The following is a 15,859-nucleotide window of genomic DNA, read 5'->3' on the forward strand; positions in this document are numbered from 1 at the left end:
ATTAATTTTTAGCTGGACTTTCCCTGTATTTACTGATGATATGTCCAGGTATTTAGCGCGGTGCGGATGTGCGCCAACACACCCGCACCGCTCATCACAATCACTATTATCGGAGAATAGCAGTTATGACTGACACGCATTCTATTGCACAACCGTTCGAAGCAGAAGTCTCCCCGGCAAATAACCGTCAATTAACCGTGAGTTATGCGAGTCGCTACCCGGATTACAGCCGTATTCCCGCCATCACCCTGAAAGGTCAGTGGCTGGAAGCCGCCGGTTTTGTCACCGGCACGGCGGTAGATGTCAAAGTGATGGAAGGCTGTATTGTCCTCACCGCCCAACCACCCGCCCCCGAAGAGAGCGAACTGATGCAGTCGCTGCGCCAGGTGTGCAAACTGTCAGCGCGTAAACAGAAGCAGGTGCAGGAGTTTATTGGGGTGATTGCCGGTAAACAGAAAGTCGCCTGATACATTGACCCGGTAGCGCCAGTGCTACCGGGTATTATTCGCCACGTTATACCAACGTGCTCTCCATCTGTTTTTCAAATGCCTGACGGATTAATCCCATAATGTAAGGAAGTTGTGCGAGGTCGCTGAAACCAATTTCTACATCGCCATTGCCCCAGCGCCCAACATTTGTCACATCTTTGGCAATACCTTTCGGATCGACCAGTTCATGAAACTGCATATTAAGCGACAATCGCAGTCGGCTTTTTTGCGGCACAACATCAACAAAATTCGTTTCCGCTTTAAACGCAATATAGAGCTTCAATACTTCCTGCGTGATCCCTGCGTCCAGGCGCATAACTTCATCGCTAAGATGATCGAATAACACCCGGCTATGCGAACCATCAGCAAGAAAAGGATAATCACTCAGGCTGTAACTGGTTTTGTTTTCCGGCTGCCCCCGATAAACAGCTAAAACCTCTTCAGGAAGAGAAGGCGCTTGCCAGACCTGAACCGCGAGATCGGCCAGACGATCGGCTCGGGCGTGAATGGCAGCTTCATCCCATTTTTCGCACTGTCCAAGACCGATATTCAAATAAAGCGGGCTATGCTTAAAGCCGTCTTCAATATCGCGTTTTTCCGCGAAAGGTCTGTCACTGTAGCGGGAGTTATAGCGCGTTAAAGTGAGATTCCCCAACGTATGCAACAATTCTTTATGAATACGCTGCCAGTCGCTTCCCAGCTCTTCGCGCCATTTAGCCGACAGATTTTCATTCTGCGGCATAATGTGCTCAATCGTAAACTCTTCCACGCGCTCTCTGCGTTTATCGTTTTCCAGTCGTCGTAACCAGTAGCTGCGACTGCGGAAGTTATAGAGATCGCGAACTTTTAATTCCCGTTTAAATTCATCATCGTTGGGAAAACGACGATATGAAGGCAGGTTCAAAAAATGCACCTGAATACTTTCCAGATATTTTTCTTTATTAATGACTTTATAAAACGTGGCAAATGTCTTGTTCAAAGAATTCGTCGGAATCGCACATACTGCACGGCGGAAAACATAAGATTCAATTAAACGAATTATGCTCAGGAAATCTTCGTGAGACAAATCGCCATTTTTATAGTCATGATAAAGCACCAGTAAGAAAGGATACGCCACATCGACTTTTAACTCGCGCAGATCCTGAAAAGCCGTGGCAAGCGATTTGTCACTTTCTTTTCCCAATGCCATTACACAGTAATACTCCGCGTAGATGTGAATATCTTCAACCAGCCGATCTACGCCTTTTTCAGCAACACTCTGGCTGCGGGCATGGAGTTTAAATGCCTCATAGACTTCATCTGTCCGAGGGATCTCCCCCGTTTTTACCGTCAGATAATGACGCATAAAACTGTCAAAATATTCGCTGTAACCTTGCTGACCAAAGGCGACTTCCATGGGTCGCCAGTGATCTTCATACAACCGGGTTTGATGCTCTGGTTCGAGGCCCATCAGAATAAAATTGCGCACCAGATCGGCCTGACTTAACGCCTTACCGGTGGAGTTCATACTTTCAAAAATCAGTTGCGGATTATCCTGACCACGATTAAGCGCCACATCGACAATTAATAACTTTGCTAACCCACGACATAAGGGGATCAAGTCATCACCGAGTTTGGCAATTTGTTCATCAAAGAAAGTAAAGTTTTCCATTATTCGATGGGAATAGTTTTCTGGCATTGGTCTTTGTTTTATTAACGCCAGCAAACTGTCTTTATCAGTCTCGGTCAGCAGTAATTTAAATCCTTTCTCGCCGGACTCATAAGGATTGAGCAAATAGTAATTACGCAATTTCATTGCTGAAAAGCCATCAAAAACTTCGTCTTCACCAAGATGGCGCGATAAAGCTTCAATCAGCAACATTGCGGTCGTCAGCCGCTGTTGACCATCAATGACCAGCAACGGAGAAATACCAGAAACCTGATACAATCCCTGCTCTATATAAACAACCGAACCGATAAAATGCGCTGATATATCGTCACGCTTTCCGGCACGAATGATGTCGTCCCAAAGTTGCCGACATTGTTGTTCTGTCCATGAATAAGTCCGTTGATAAATGGGAATAACAAACTGCTGCGAACGTTTTAAAAAATCGAGTAGGCGAGCTTCTGTAGCTTTCATTCTGACGTCTATCCGTGAAGCGATGATTTCGCAATAATAACCACTTCCTTGTGAAGGTTATAGAGAAATCCGGTTTATCTGCGATGAATTGCCCCCTCACTCCACATCCTCCCTGCGTAACCCGATATCCCTCAACCGCTCATCACTCATCTGCTGTAACACGCGTCGGGTCTGCATTTGCCGCCGCCAACGCCTCACCGCCTGCCAGAGTTGCACCAGGCCGATAAACGGCGCTTTAGCTTTGTTTTCGTGAAATTCCATCTGCTGCCTCCTCATCTTTCAGAGGCTTCATCATCCGTCTTCTGGCAGTTCACAATACAGATGCAAATATTAGTTTTATTTAACATACAGACAGGTTAAAACAGCATCTGCATCCGGTTTTTTAGCCTCATCTGTACCGGTTTTTCTCTCTGTATGGTCCACATAAGGAATACAGCATGACGCGTTATCAACATCTGGCGACTCTGCTTGCCGGGCGGATTGAGCAAGGGCTGTATCGTCACGGGGAGAAATTGCCGTCGGTGCGTAGCTTGAGTCAGGAGCACGGCGTCAGCATCAGCACCGTGCAGCAGGCGTATCAGATGCTGGAAACGATGAAGCTCATCACTCCGCAGCCGCGTTCGGGGTATTTTGTCGCACAACGTAAAGCCCAGCCGCCAGTGCCGCCGATGTCACGTCCGGTGCAGCGCCCGGTGGAAATTACCCAGTGGGATCAGGTACTGGATATGCTGGAGGCGCATAGCGACAGTTCCATTGTTCCGTTAAGCAAAAGCACGCCGGATGTCGAAACGCCCAGCCTGAAACCACTCTGGCGGGAGCTAAGCCGGGTGGTACAGCATAATCTGCAAACCGTTCTCGGTTATGACTTGTTAGCCGGTCAGCGAGTGTTGCGAGAGCAGATTGCCCGCCTGATGCTCGACAGCGGCTCGGTAGTCACCGCCGATGACATCATCATCACCAGCGGCTGCCATAATTCGATGTCGATGGCGTTAATGGCGGTGTGTAAACCGGGCGATATTGTCGCGGTCGAATCCCCCTGTTATTACGGTTCAATGCAGATGCTGCGCGGCATGGGCGTGAAAGTGATTGAAATCCCAACCGATCCAGAAACTGGCATCAGCGTTGAAGCGCTGGAGCTGGCGCTGGAACAGTGGCCGATTAAAGGCATCATTCTGGTGCCAAACTGTAATAATCCGCTGGGATTTATTATGCCGGACGCACGCAAACGGGCCGTTCTCTCTCTCGCCCAGCGTCATGATATTGTGATTTTTGAAGATGATGTCTATGGCGAACTGGCAACGGAGTATCCGCGCCCGCGGACCATTCATTCCTGGGATATCGACGGGCGAGTGCTGTTGTGCAGCTCGTTCAGTAAAAGTATTGCTCCAGGCCTGCGCGTGGGTTGGGTCGCACCGGGGCGCTATCACGATAAACTGCTGCATATGAAATACGCCATCAGCAGCTTTAATGTGCCGTCCACGCAAATGGCGGCGGCAACGTTTGTGCTGGAAGGTCACTATCATCGCCATATCCGGCGGATGCGGCAGAATTATCAGCGCAATTTGGCGCTTTATACCTGCTGGATACGGGAATATTTTCCCTGCGAAATCTGTATTACGCGCCCGAAAGGCGGATTTTTACTGTGGATAGAATTGCCTGAACAGGTCGATATGGTCTGCGTTGCGCGACAGCTGTACCGCATGAAAATCCAGGTGGCGGCAGGCTCGATTTTCTCGGCTTCCGGCAAATACCGTAATTGTCTACGCATCAACTGCGCTTTACCGCTCAGCGAAACCTATCGCGAAGCACTGAAGCAAATTGGCGAGGCCGTGTATCGGGCAATGGAATGAATTCGAAATAGTGGCGAAGCGCCTGATTTCCTCTCACGAATCGCGTGTGACTCGTTTTATCTTTGCAGGGTCATCGTCACGTTCCTGCATGGCTTAGGCAAAGTGCGCTTCGTTCATGCCGGATGCCATGTGAACGCCTTACCAGGTCTACAAAATCTTTAAAGTTCAATATAGTGAATGGGTTATGTAGACCTGATAAGCGTAGCACATCAGGCTGCTTTGCGTTTGTCATCAGTCTCTGATTAGTACTCGATCCATGGATCACGCTTGCTTTCAGGCAAGGGCTGATCTAATGCCTGCATTTGCTCTGCCGAAAGTCCGGTATATCGTTGTATCCATTCAGGATCGGCCCCATTCTGCAACAACAATCGGAGGAGGCTCCGTTCCCCTTCTACTTTCCCTTCTTTCCTCCCCCTCTCCCTTCCCAACAGCCATCCATCATTATGAATTCGCTCTGCAATTGTCATTATTCGCTCCCTGTGGTGTGGCATTCGCCTGGTAAGTTCGCTGATAAACGCCTTAAAACGCGCTTCATCGCCAGTCAGTAAAATGTAATTTAACAGCGCAGTTATCTGGCTGTCATTAGCACACCCTGTAACCAGTAATACTGCCAGTTGATCAATAAGCCCCATTAGATCGCGCTGGCGAATATGCTTTTGGATCAACTCCAACAGGGCGACTCTGCGATGCTGCACAATCTCGTCATCCGGCACGATAGTGATATCCACCAGCGGGAACGCGGCGTTATAAAGCTTCCGTGCGGTAGTCGGGTCGGCAAATTCGTCCAGCCAGCACAAAGACCAGGGATAAGGACTACGGCTACCGTGATAAAACAGCATCGGAATGACCAGCGGTAGCGGTCGGCGTTTATCATGCTCTATATGGCGCTGCATCACCGCCATGGAATAGCGCATCAGCCGAAAAGCCATGTGAATATCCTCACGGCTCTGATGTTCAATCACCACATAGATATAGCCATCTCCTTTACGGGTCTTTACCGACCATAAAATATCGGAGTGTAGCGCCCGCAATTTTTCATCGACAAAGCTGGCGGATTCCAGTTTTAAGGTGTCGAGATCGCACAGTTCACGTAAATCTTTAGGTAAGTGAATCTCCATAAAATCCCGCGCAGTGTCAGGGTGCGTGAGAAAAGATTTAAATAATGCATCATGCGGCGTGCTGGTCGTGAAGTTTGTCATGGCGATCCATCACCTGTTGAAAAAGATGGCCTGACTTTAGCGACTAACAAAACCACTCTCACCCGGCAATTTCCCATTCCCCGAGGCGCTTTCCAGGCTATTTTTATTCTTCTGCAAACGATACATTTTTCCGGAAACAGGCTCGTGTTTTTACATGTCCTGTACCCGGCAGATATTCCCCTTTCCACCGCGCTCTTTTGATTAACCGCAAATTTTAATTACACTTAAGGTGTATATTTTCTATGCAACCCATCAATTAAAGAGGTGTAATGTGCTGATGACTATTTGTAATCGTTATACATTCTGACCCGAAGTCAGAAAGTATTTCTCTGTCTGTGTGTTCACAGGCAGTGTGGTTGATTACATGAAATTCAGTACATTTGCAGTCTCGTTGCCCTTCTCACCTGCCTTTCGTCATTACCGATGGTATTGAATTTCGTTTTCCCCGTTGAGGTTCTCCGGACAAGGAGTTGTTTGTTATGCCACGTTTTTTTGCCCGCCATGCCGCCACGCTGTTTTTCCCGATGGCGTTGATTTTGTATGACTTTGCCGCGTATCTGTCGACGGATCTGATCCAGCCTGGGATCATTAATGTGGTCCGTGATTTTAACGCCGATGTCAGTCTGGCCCCGGCTGCCGTCAGTCTCTATCTCGCTGGCGGTATGGCGTTACAGTGGCTGCTGGGGCCGCTCTCCGACAGAATTGGCCGCAGGCCGGTGCTGATTACCGGGGCGCTAATTTTTACCCTTGCCTGCGCCGCGACAATGTTCACAACGTCTATGACACAGTTTCTTATCGCGCGTGCAATTCAGGGCACCAGTATCTGTTTTATTGCCACCGTTGGTTATGTCACGGTGCAGGAGGCGTTCGGACAGACAAAAGGGATCAAGTTGATGGCGATTATCACCTCCATCGTACTGATTGCGCCGATTATCGGCCCGCTTTCCGGCGCAGCTCTGATGCACTTTATGCACTGGAAAGTCCTTTTTGCCATCATTGCGGTTATGGGTTTTATCTCATTTGTTGGCTTACTGTTGGCGATGCCAGAGACGGTGAAGCGCGGCGCGGTTCCGTTTAGCGCCAAAAGCGTCTTGCGCGATTTTCGTAATGTCTTTTGCAATCGGCTGTTCCTCTTTGGCGCAGCAACCATCTCTTTAAGCTATATCCCGATGATGAGCTGGGTGGCTGTCTCGCCGGTGATCCTTATCGATGCAGGCGGCTTAACAACTTCGCAGTTCGCCTGGACACAAGTTCCGGTGTTCGGCGCGGTGATTGTCGCGAATGCCATCGTGGCGCGTTTTGTTAAAGATCCGACCGAACCGCGGTTTATCTGGCGTGCCGTACCTATTCAACTGGTCGGCCTCGCTCTGTTGATTGTCGGCAATCTGCTGTCGCCGCATGTCTGGCTGTGGTCGGTGCTGGGCACCAGTCTGTATGCTTTCGGGATTGGTTTGATTTTTCCGACCTTATTCCGCTTTACGCTGTTTTCCAATAACTTACCGAAAGGGACCGTCTCCGCATCGCTAAATATGGTGATCCTGATGGTGATGTCGGTCTCGGTCGAAATCGGCCGCTGGCTATGGTTTAACGGCGGTCGCTTGCCGTTTCATCTGTTAGCCGTTGTGGCGGGCGTTATCGTCGTTTTCACCCTGGCGGGATTGCTCAATCGCGTGCGCCAGCATCAGGCAGCCGAGCTAGTGGAGGAGCAGTGATTTTTGCGCGATCCTGCCGTCAGGCTCTATTCTTAACGTTATGAATAAACTCATCGAACTCAGACGCGCCAAAAGGTTGGCGCTCTCTTTACTGCTTATCGCCGCTGCTACCTTTGTCGTTACGCTGTTTTTGCCGCCCAATTTTTGGGTGAGCGGCGTGAAGGCGATTGCTGAAGCGGCGATGGTCGGCGCGCTGGCTGACTGGTTTGCGGTGGTGGCGCTATTTCGCCGCGTGCCGATTCCGATTATTTCTCGTCATACGGCGATTATCCCGCGTAATAAAGACAGGATTGGTGAAAATCTCGGCCAGTTCGTGCAGGAAAAATTTCTCGATACCCAGTCGCTGGTGGCATTGATTCGACGTCACGAACCGGCGTTGTTGATTGGCAACTGGTTTAGTCAGCCGGAAAACGCCCGCCGCGTTGGTCAGCATCTGTTGCAGATCATGAGCGGTTTTCTTGAACTGACCGATGATGCGCGCATTCAGCGCCTGCTTAAGCGCGCAGTCCATCGGGCGATTGATAAGGTCGATCTTTCTGGCACCAGTGCACTGATGCTGGAAAGCATGACTAAAAACGATCGCCATCAGGTGCTGCTGGATACGCTGATCGCACAGTTGATCGCCCTGCTTCAGCGCGATAAATCGCGCAAGTTTATCGCCCAGCAAATTGTTCGCTGGCTGGAGAGCGAGCATCCACTGAAAGCCAAAATTCTCCCCACAGAATGGCTGGGCGAACATAGCGCGGAGTTAGTTTCTGACGCGGTGAATTCTTTGCTTGATGATATTAGTCGCGATCGTGCGCATCAGATCCGCCATGCGTTTGATCGCGCCACCTTCGCCCTGATCGACAAGCTGAAAAACGATCCGGAAATGGCAGCGCGAGCCGATGCCGTAAAAAGCTATCTGAAAGAAGATGAAGCTTTTAACCGCTATCTAAGTGAATTGTGGGGGGATTTACGGGAATGGCTGAAAGCGGATATCAACAGTGAAGATTCTCGTGTGAAAGAACGTATCGCACGAGCGGGTCAATGGTTTGGCGAAACGTTAATTGCCGATGATGCCTTGCGGGCGTCGTTAAATAGTCATCTGGAACAAGCCGCGCACCGTGTCGCGCCTGAGTTTTCCGCATTCCTGACGCGCCATATCAGCGATACGGTAAAAAGCTGGGATGCGCGGGATATGTCGCGGCAAATCGAGTTAAATATTGGCAAAGATCTGCAGTTTATCCGTGTCAACGGTACGCTAGTTGGCGGTTGTATTGGGCTAATTTTGTATTTGCTGTCGCAGCTCCCGGCCTTGTTCCCCCTCGGCAATTTTTAGAAATCCATGAAAAACTAAGTGGCTAACCGCGAGAGAGATCAAATAAACCACACTAAAAGAATGGTAATAATGTGGCCTCTTTTCATTATCTCCCGTGGTACGGGGAAGGAAAATCATGTCACTTGTCACCGATCTACCCGCTATTTTCGATCAGTTCTCTGAAGCTCGCCAGAAAGGCTTTCTCACCGTCATGGATCTCAAGGAGCGCGGCATTCCGCTGGTTGGCACCTACTGTACTTTTATGCCGCAAGAGATCCCAATGGCAGCCGGTGCGGTTGTAGTTTCACTCTGTTCCACCTCTGATGAAACCATTGAAGAAGCCGAGAAAGATCTGCCGCGCAATCTCTGCCCGCTGATTAAAAGCAGCTATGGCTTCGGCAAAACCGATAAATGCCCCTATTTCTACTTTTCTGATCTGGTGGTCGGTGAAACCACCTGCGACGGCAAAAAGAAAATGTATGAATACATGGCGGAGTTTAAGCCCGTGCATGTGATGCAATTGCCCAACAGCGTTAAGGACGATGCCTCGCGTGCATTATGGAAAGCAGAAATGCTGCGCTTACAAAAAGCGGTAGAGGAACGTTTTGGACACGAGATTAGCGAAGATGCTCTGCGCGATGCCATTGCGCTGAAAAACCGCGAACGTCGCGCACTGGCCAATTTTTATCATCTTGGGCAGTTAAATCCTCCCGCGCTTAGCGGCAGCGACATTCTGAAAGTGGTCTACGGCGCAACCTTCCGGTTCGATAAAGAGGCGTTGGTTGACGAACTGGATGCAATGACCGCCCGCGTTCGTCAGCAGTGGGAAGAAGGCCAGCGACTGGACCCGCGTCCACGCATTTTAATCACCGGCTGCCCAATTGGCGGCGCAGCAGAGAAAGTGGTGCGCGCGATTGAAGAGAATGGCGGCTGGGTTGTCGGTTATGAAAACTGCACCGGGGCGAAAGCGACCGAGCAATGCGTGGCAGAAACGGGCGATGTCTACGACGCGCTGGCGGATAAATATCTGGCGATTGGCTGCTCCTGTGTTTCGCCGAACGATCAGCGCCTGCAAATGCTCAGCCAGATGGTTGAAGAATATCAGGTCGATGGCGTAGTTGATGTGATTTTGCAGGCGTGCCATACCTACGCGGTGGAATCGCTGGCGATTAAACGTCATGTGCGTCAGCAGCACAACATTCCTTATATCGCTATTGAAACAGACTACTCCACCTCAGATGTCGGGCAGCTCAGCACCCGTGTCGCGGCCTTTATTGAGATGCTGTAAGGAGTGGCAGTGGCATATTCGATTGGCATTGATTCCGGCTCAACCGCCACCAAAGGGATCTTACTGACAGACGGCGTGATTACGCGCCGTTTCCTCGTTCCAACACCTTTTCGCCCGGCAACAGCAATTACTGAAGCCTGGGAAACTCTGCGCGAAGGGTTAGAGATAGTGCCGTTTCTGACGCTGACTGGTTACGGGCGACAACTGGTGGATTTTGCCGATAAACAGGTGACGGAAATCTCCTGTCACGGGCTGGGCGCACGGTTTCTTGCGCCAGCAACGCGCGGGGTAATCGACATCGGTGGTCAGGACAGCAAAGTGATTCAGCTTGATGACGACGGTAACCTGTGCGATTTCCTGATGAATGACAAATGCGCGGCGGGCACCGGGCGTTTCCTGGAGGTGATCTCGCGCACGCTTGGCACCAGCGTCGAGCAACTCGACAGAATTACCGAAAATGTCACGCCGCACGCCATCACGAGTATGTGCACAGTGTTTGCCGAATCGGAAGTGATCAGCCTGCGCTCAGCGGGCGTCGCGCCAGAAGCGATTCTCGCCGGAGTGATTAACGCGATGGCGCGGCGGAGTGCCAATTTCATTGCTCGTCTCTCCTGTGAAGCGCCGATTCTGTTTACTGGCGGCGTTAGCCATTGCCAGACGTTTGCCCGGATGTTGGAAACTCACCTGGGAATGCCGGTAAATACCCATCCTGATGCGCAATTTGCTGGCGCAATTGGCGCAGCGGTAATTGGTCAACGAGTGAGAAAACGCACATGAAAGAGTATCTGTTTTTATTTCACTCAACGGTCGGCGTTGTACAAACGCGTAAGGCGTTACAGGCAGCGGGTATGACCTTTCGCGTCAGCGATATTCCCCGCGATTTACGCGGCGGATGCGGGTTATGCATTTGGCTGATCTGTCCCCCCGGCGAGGAAATACAATGGGTGATCCCTGGGCAGACCGAAGCGATATATTGCCAGCAGAACAGCGAATGGCAGTGCGTGGGGCATTACGATTCAGAAGCGTCAACCAGGCAATAAGATCTTTAAATATAACGCCCGGATATTTGGCTGCACATAATCCTGCATGAAGGAAGTTGTATTAAATATCTCGCCTGCTGTGAAATATTTCCCATCCACAAAATGAGCGATTTTTGATAGCACCTTGCTATTGCGCGTCTAAAATACAATATACATTGTATTATACTTAAAACATAATTATGCATAGAGAAATAAAATGATTACCGGGTGTGGTAATGATAAAAATAAGTTTCAGTGTGAAGCTTATCTTTACCCCCCATGATTATTTTAGATTTAGAAGAACATTTCACAATTCAAGGATAAAAATATGGGCTCCACATTTAACATATACGGCGATATTCTTCCAACACTCGACATGTATTCGGGACTAAAACCTTGCCATAAAAAAAGCAACCAACCATTTGACATTAACACGGAAATTGAAACCATACAAAAACAAATTAATTATGATATAAATCATTTGAATGATGGTTTTATTAAGCGTGTACTGAATGTTTTTATTCACCTTATCTCTAATCCCGACAATCTCGAATTAACCTTAAATCGATATTCATCAACAACAGAACAAATCATCGCCAAAACCAAAAGAAATGGTTTAAATGAGTTTGAAATTAACGATCTAAAAATAATATTTAATCGACAAGATGATAATGAAAGTGTATTAACTGTTTACCACAAAGATATAAGTCATAGTTGCAATGTTAAAACCGAGCAACTGCAGCAGTTTATTAAAATAATGGAACAAAAAGCGCAACTACCAATCTATATTGACAAGAACAATTTGAAAGAGAGTATTTGCTCTGTTTTGCACAATGACCCACAACATGCAGATAAAGATCAATACCTTCCCTATGATAAGTTTTTAAAACATGCCTGCAAAAGTTCAAATTCATTTGAAGTGAAATTAGATGCTACTCATCAATATCGACATCTGAATAACTTCATGATTTCTTTTGACCCAGTAGAAAGTCAATTAACCATACGGGATAATAATAACGAGACTGAAACTATCTCGTTGACAAACTTACAATGGGAAAATGTGCTGCAATACTATAGAGAAAACCACCAGCAGCCAAATATAGCAGGATCACGAAATCTCACGGATAATAGAGATAAAATAAAAAATACAATATCCACCTCTGAAATTATAGAGTGCGCCTCTCCTGAAATAAGAAATAGCGTTCTGAACGATCTTTATAGCATTGCTAACTTCCTCCCGGACAATAATCTGACACCAAATGAGAGCTGGAAAAGATTTTGTCATACATGCGAGCGCTTTTACGTTGCTCAGAAGAGTATCACTGGAGATAAGAGTGAACGTCTTACGCGAAAACTCTCTGTCTCTGATGCAGGAATTACAATGACCTTCAAGATAGGTGATGTTGTTATCAATACTATTAGCACTGCTATTCCTAAAGATGAATCGGGTCAACGGTGTATCAAAGGGTTGAATTTAGCGGGAATGGATTTAACCGGCATAGACTTGTCTAAAATGGCTCTAAGGAATGTCAATTTTAATGGCAGCATTCTTAGAAAAGCGGATTTCTCCGGTACGATCTGTGAAGGCGTGGATTTTACAGATTGTGATCTGCGTAATGCAAAATTCGAAAATGCCACATTAGAAAATAATGATTTTCGTAAAGTTCGCCACTTGACTTATGTAAATTTCAAAAACGCAAATCTACGAAACTGTAACTTCAGCGGAAAAGTTCTCACTGGCGTTAATTTTACTGGAAGTGACCTTAGTAAGGCTTATCTTGAACACATAGATTTCACATCAGTCATTCTATATGAAACATCTGCAACATCTGCAACATCTGCAACATCTGCAACATCTGATACTTCTAAAATACCTGAAATACCTGGAGCACCTAAAATACCTGCAACACCTCGAATACCTGGTACACCTAAAGTAATTCTTACTGGAGCAATACTAAATTATTCCGATCTATCGGATAAAGATCTTTCAGAATATGATCTTACTGGTACTGTCTGCATATTTACCAATTTTACAAACGCTAATTTAACAAAATGCAAACTGTTTAATACAAACTTTTCGGCTGCAAAATTTAACAATACTAATTTCACTGGTACAGAAGGTTCTAATATTCTATTTAACTATGCATGGTTGTTCAATACGATATTTATAGATACGATTTTTAAAAATGCCTGTTTTTTCAATGCCAAAGTGAATAATGTTTCTCTTAAGAGTGCATATCTTTACAATGATAATATCGATAAAAAAGCCAATGACAGTACCGATAAACAAGACAAGAACAGTACCGAGCAACAGGACAGTAACAGTTTTAATCAAGCCCGTTTAAAGAAAGAAGTGAATAGCAGTTTTTCCATTCCGGGTTTAACGTCTTATCAGCCAACGTATATAGTTGACGAATAGTTCAATAATCACCCAAACAGAGTGAGTATGGCAGAGGATATAAATTGTTAACCGCCTCATCTATCATTCATGGATGAGGCGCATTTATCAGTCGATGTAAGCTGAAAATGTTCCGCCATCCAAAGACAAACGCCGCAACTCCCCTGCGGCGTTTACTATTTCATCGCCCCGCGTTAAGAATTCTTTAAGCTTCATCCGTATACTCCTTACCTATCGCACTGAATTCGATGAGAAAAAAAGCAATAATAAGGAGCAACAAGTTGAAAAAGCGCATCACCTTAATCGTTTTTCTTTGCGCCATCGTGGCGGTAAGCCTGTTTTTTGTGCAATCCTGCGTCCGTAAAAGCCAGCATGTCGCAGGGTTTCAGAATTATCAGGCCACTATCGATGGTAAAGAGATTACAGGAGTAAGTAAAAATATCTCCTCACTGACCTGGTCTGCGCAGAGCAATACCTTGTTTAGCACTATCAACAAACCTGCAACCATCGTTGAAATGACGACCGAGGGCGATCTGATCCGCACCATTCCGCTCGATTTCGTTAAGGATCTCGAGACGATTGAATACATTGGTGATAATAAATTTGTCATCAGTGATGAACGTGATTATGCCATTTATGTGATTTCACTTAACGCTGATTCGGAAGTGAGCATCCTCAAAAAAATTAAAATCCCATTGCAGGAAATGCCAACCAACTGTGGCTTTGAAGGGCTGGCTTATTCCTCTCAGGACCATACCTTCTGGTTTTTTAAAGAGAAAAATCCGATAGAGGTCTACAAAGTTACCGGGCTATTGCGTAGCGATGAGTTGCATATCAGCAAAGATAAAGCGTTGCAGCGTCAGTTTACTTTGGATGATGTTTCTGGCGCGGAATTTAACCCACAAAAAAATACGTTGCTGGTGTTGTCACATGAGTCACGCGCCCTGCAGGAAGTGACCGTGACAGGTGACGTGATCGGCGAAATGTCGTTAACCAAAGGCAGGTATGGCCTTTCACACAATATCAAGCAGGCGGAAGGGATAGCGATGGATGCCAGTGGCAACATCTATATCGTTGGCGAACCCAATCTTTTTTATCGCTTTACGTCGACAAAATCACAATAACAGTCTGGCAGGCTCGCTTTTTTTGTTATTAAATTGTTAACTCAATTAATACAAATCAGGCAGAACATGAATTCGACATCGCATCCCGTAGAACGTTTTTCTTTCAGCACCGCGTTATTCGGGATGCTGGTTCTGACCCTAGGTATGGGTTTAGGCCGCTTTCTCTATACGCCGATGCTGCCAGTCATGCTGGCGGAAGGCGAGTTTTCCTTTAGCGAACTCTCGTGGATCGCCAGTGGTAACTATGCCGGGTATCTGGCGGGGAGCCTGCTGTTTTCATTCGGCGCGTTTCATTTGCCCTCACGCCTGCGCCCATTCCTGTTAACTTCCGCCCTCGCAACCGGATTATTAATCCTCGCGATGGCGTGGTTGCCGCCGTTTCTTCTGGTTTTCATCATTCGCTTTCTGGCAGGGGTCGCCAGCGCCGGGATGTTGATTTTCGGCTCGACGCTTATCATGCAACACACCCGCCATCCCTTTGTTCTTGCGGCGCTATTTTCTGGCGTTGGCGTCGGCATCGCTCTGGGCAATGAATATGTGCTGGCAGGCCTGCATTTTGCCCTCTCTTCACAAACGTTGTGGCAAGGTGCCGGGGCACTTTCTGCCATAATATTGCTTGTTCTGGCGCTGCTCATTCCGTCGAAGAAACATATTATCGCACCAGCACCATTGGCAAAAATTTCCCGACAACCCATGAGCTGGTGGTTACTGGCGATTCTGTATGGTCTGGCGGGTTTTGGTTATATCATCGTCGCCACCTACCTGCCGCTCATGGCGAAAGACGCGGGCCAGCCTGTGCTGACGGCTCACCTCTGGACACTGGTTGGCTTGTCGATTGTCCCAGGTTGCTTTGGCTGGCTATGGGCAGCCAAACGGTGGGGAGCATTACCTTGCCTGACCGCGAATTTGCTGGTGCAGGCTGTCTGCGTACTGTTAACCCTCGCCAGTAGCTCTCCTTTATTACTCATCATCAGCAGTATTGGTTTTGGCGGCACCTTTATGGGTACTACCTCGTTGGTGATGACCATCGCCCGCCAGCTTAGCGTGCCGGGAAATCTTAATCTTTTGGGCTTTGTGACACTTATTTATGGTATCGGGCAAATTCTTGGCCCGGTGCTGACCAGCATGCTCGGCAACGGAACGTCGGCGCTCGCCAGTGCCACGCTCTGCGGCGCAGCTGCGCTATTTATCGCAGCGTTAATCTGCGGGATGCAAATATTCAAAATACATACGAATTACTCTTAGTTGATTTAATGAATTTAACTTTTCAGTACAGCACGTAAAATAACTAAAACACCCTTGTTCTTTGGAGGTGCTCAGCCACCGCCACTATTATTCATGGTTTAGCAAATTTACGGCTAA

Annotated in this window: 13 protein-coding genes and 1 pseudogene; 10 read left to right on the plus strand and 4 right to left on the minus strand. The window is 47.6% G+C overall.

The annotated features are described in order from the left end of the window. Positions 1 to 125 precede the first annotated feature (125 nt). Entirely contained in the window at positions 126 to 467 is a 342-nt protein-coding gene (gene symE, locus AABJ99_RS20540) for an endoribonuclease SymE (protein ID WP_039020406.1), read from the plus strand. Positions 468 to 513: 46 nt separating this feature from the next. Here symE and AABJ99_RS20545 read toward each other — a convergent pair whose 3' ends face one another. The 3 genes and pseudogenes from AABJ99_RS20545 to yjiS form a co-directional block, all read right to left on the minus strand. Beyond that, on the minus strand, positions 514 to 1,677 hold the full coding sequence (locus AABJ99_RS20545) for a GmrSD restriction endonuclease domain-containing protein (protein WP_248793813.1): 1,164 nt from the start codon (positions 1,675 to 1,677) through the stop codon (positions 514 to 516). A gap of 324 nt (positions 1,678 to 2,001) precedes the next feature. Then, positions 2,002 to 2,607: pseudogene (locus AABJ99_RS20550) on the minus strand (DUF262 domain-containing protein); the annotation flags it as partial. A gap of 96 nt (positions 2,608 to 2,703) precedes the next feature. Then, a complete protein-coding gene (gene yjiS, locus AABJ99_RS25065; protein ID WP_000394264.1) occupies positions 2,704 to 2,868 on the minus strand; it encodes a DUF1127 domain-containing protein in 165 nt (54 codons plus the stop codon). A gap of 176 nt (positions 2,869 to 3,044) precedes the next feature. On the opposite strand from yjiS, the gene yjiR reads away from it, so the two are divergent. Then, positions 3,045 to 4,457: a PLP-dependent aminotransferase family protein gene (yjiR, locus tag AABJ99_RS20560; RefSeq protein WP_039020408.1), complete on the plus strand. Its 1,413-nt coding sequence runs from the start codon at positions 3,045 to 3,047 to the stop codon at positions 4,455 to 4,457. 242 nt (positions 4,458 to 4,699) lie between these two features. On the opposite strand, the gene AABJ99_RS20565 is transcribed toward yjiR, so the two are convergent. Further along, on the minus strand, positions 4,700 to 5,656 hold the full coding sequence (locus AABJ99_RS20565) for an Rpn family recombination-promoting nuclease/putative transposase (protein WP_039020409.1): 957 nt from the start codon (positions 5,654 to 5,656) through the stop codon (positions 4,700 to 4,702). A 479-nt stretch (positions 5,657 to 6,135) separates the two neighbouring features. Between AABJ99_RS20565 and mdtM the strand changes: the two genes are divergently transcribed. From mdtM to yjiJ, 8 genes are all read left to right on the plus strand, one after another. Further along, positions 6,136 to 7,368: a multidrug efflux MFS transporter MdtM gene (gene mdtM / locus AABJ99_RS20570; protein WP_039020410.1), complete on the plus strand. Its 1,233-nt coding sequence runs from the start codon at positions 6,136 to 6,138 to the stop codon at positions 7,366 to 7,368. A gap of 40 nt (positions 7,369 to 7,408) precedes the next feature. After that, complete coding sequence (gene yjiN, locus AABJ99_RS20575; RefSeq protein ID WP_001037418.1) at positions 7,409 to 8,689, plus strand: DUF445 domain-containing protein; 1,281 nt, start codon at positions 7,409 to 7,411, stop codon at positions 8,687 to 8,689. Between the two features lie 115 nt (positions 8,690 to 8,804). Next, entirely contained in the window at positions 8,805 to 9,956 is a 1,152-nt protein-coding gene (gene yjiM / locus AABJ99_RS20580) for a double-cubane-cluster-containing anaerobic reductase (protein WP_012311630.1), read from the plus strand. Positions 9,957 to 9,965: 9 nt separating this feature from the next. Then, positions 9,966 to 10,733 carry a putative 2-hydroxyacyl-CoA dehydratase activator YjiL gene (yjiL, locus tag AABJ99_RS20585; RefSeq protein ID WP_039020411.1) on the plus strand — a complete coding sequence of 256 codons (768 nt, stop codon included), beginning with the start codon at positions 9,966 to 9,968 and terminating at the stop codon, positions 10,731 to 10,733. Next, on the plus strand, positions 10,730 to 10,996 hold the full coding sequence (locus tag AABJ99_RS20590; RefSeq protein WP_039020412.1) for a DUF3343 domain-containing protein: 267 nt from the start codon (positions 10,730 to 10,732) through the stop codon (positions 10,994 to 10,996). Before yjiL ends, AABJ99_RS20590 begins: the two co-directional genes overlap by 4 nt. A 307-nt stretch (positions 10,997 to 11,303) precedes the next feature. Then, positions 11,304 to 13,394 (plus strand): pentapeptide repeat-containing protein, encoded by a 2,091-nt coding sequence (locus tag AABJ99_RS20595; RefSeq protein WP_039020413.1) that lies wholly within the window; start codon positions 11,304 to 11,306, stop codon positions 13,392 to 13,394. Between the two features lie 260 nt (positions 13,395 to 13,654). Continuing rightward, positions 13,655 to 14,497: a YjiK family protein gene (locus AABJ99_RS20600; RefSeq protein ID WP_338387443.1), complete on the plus strand. Its 843-nt coding sequence runs from the start codon at positions 13,655 to 13,657 to the stop codon at positions 14,495 to 14,497. Between the two features lie 66 nt (positions 14,498 to 14,563). Further along, positions 14,564 to 15,742, plus strand: coding sequence for an MFS transporter (gene yjiJ / locus AABJ99_RS20605; RefSeq protein WP_039020414.1), 1,179 nt, complete (start codon positions 14,564 to 14,566; stop codon positions 15,740 to 15,742). Positions 15,743 to 15,859: the final 117 nt, after the last annotated feature.

Source organism: Escherichia coli, assembly GCF_036503815.1.
GTDB lineage: Bacteria > Pseudomonadota > Gammaproteobacteria > Enterobacterales > Enterobacteriaceae > Escherichia > Escherichia coli_F.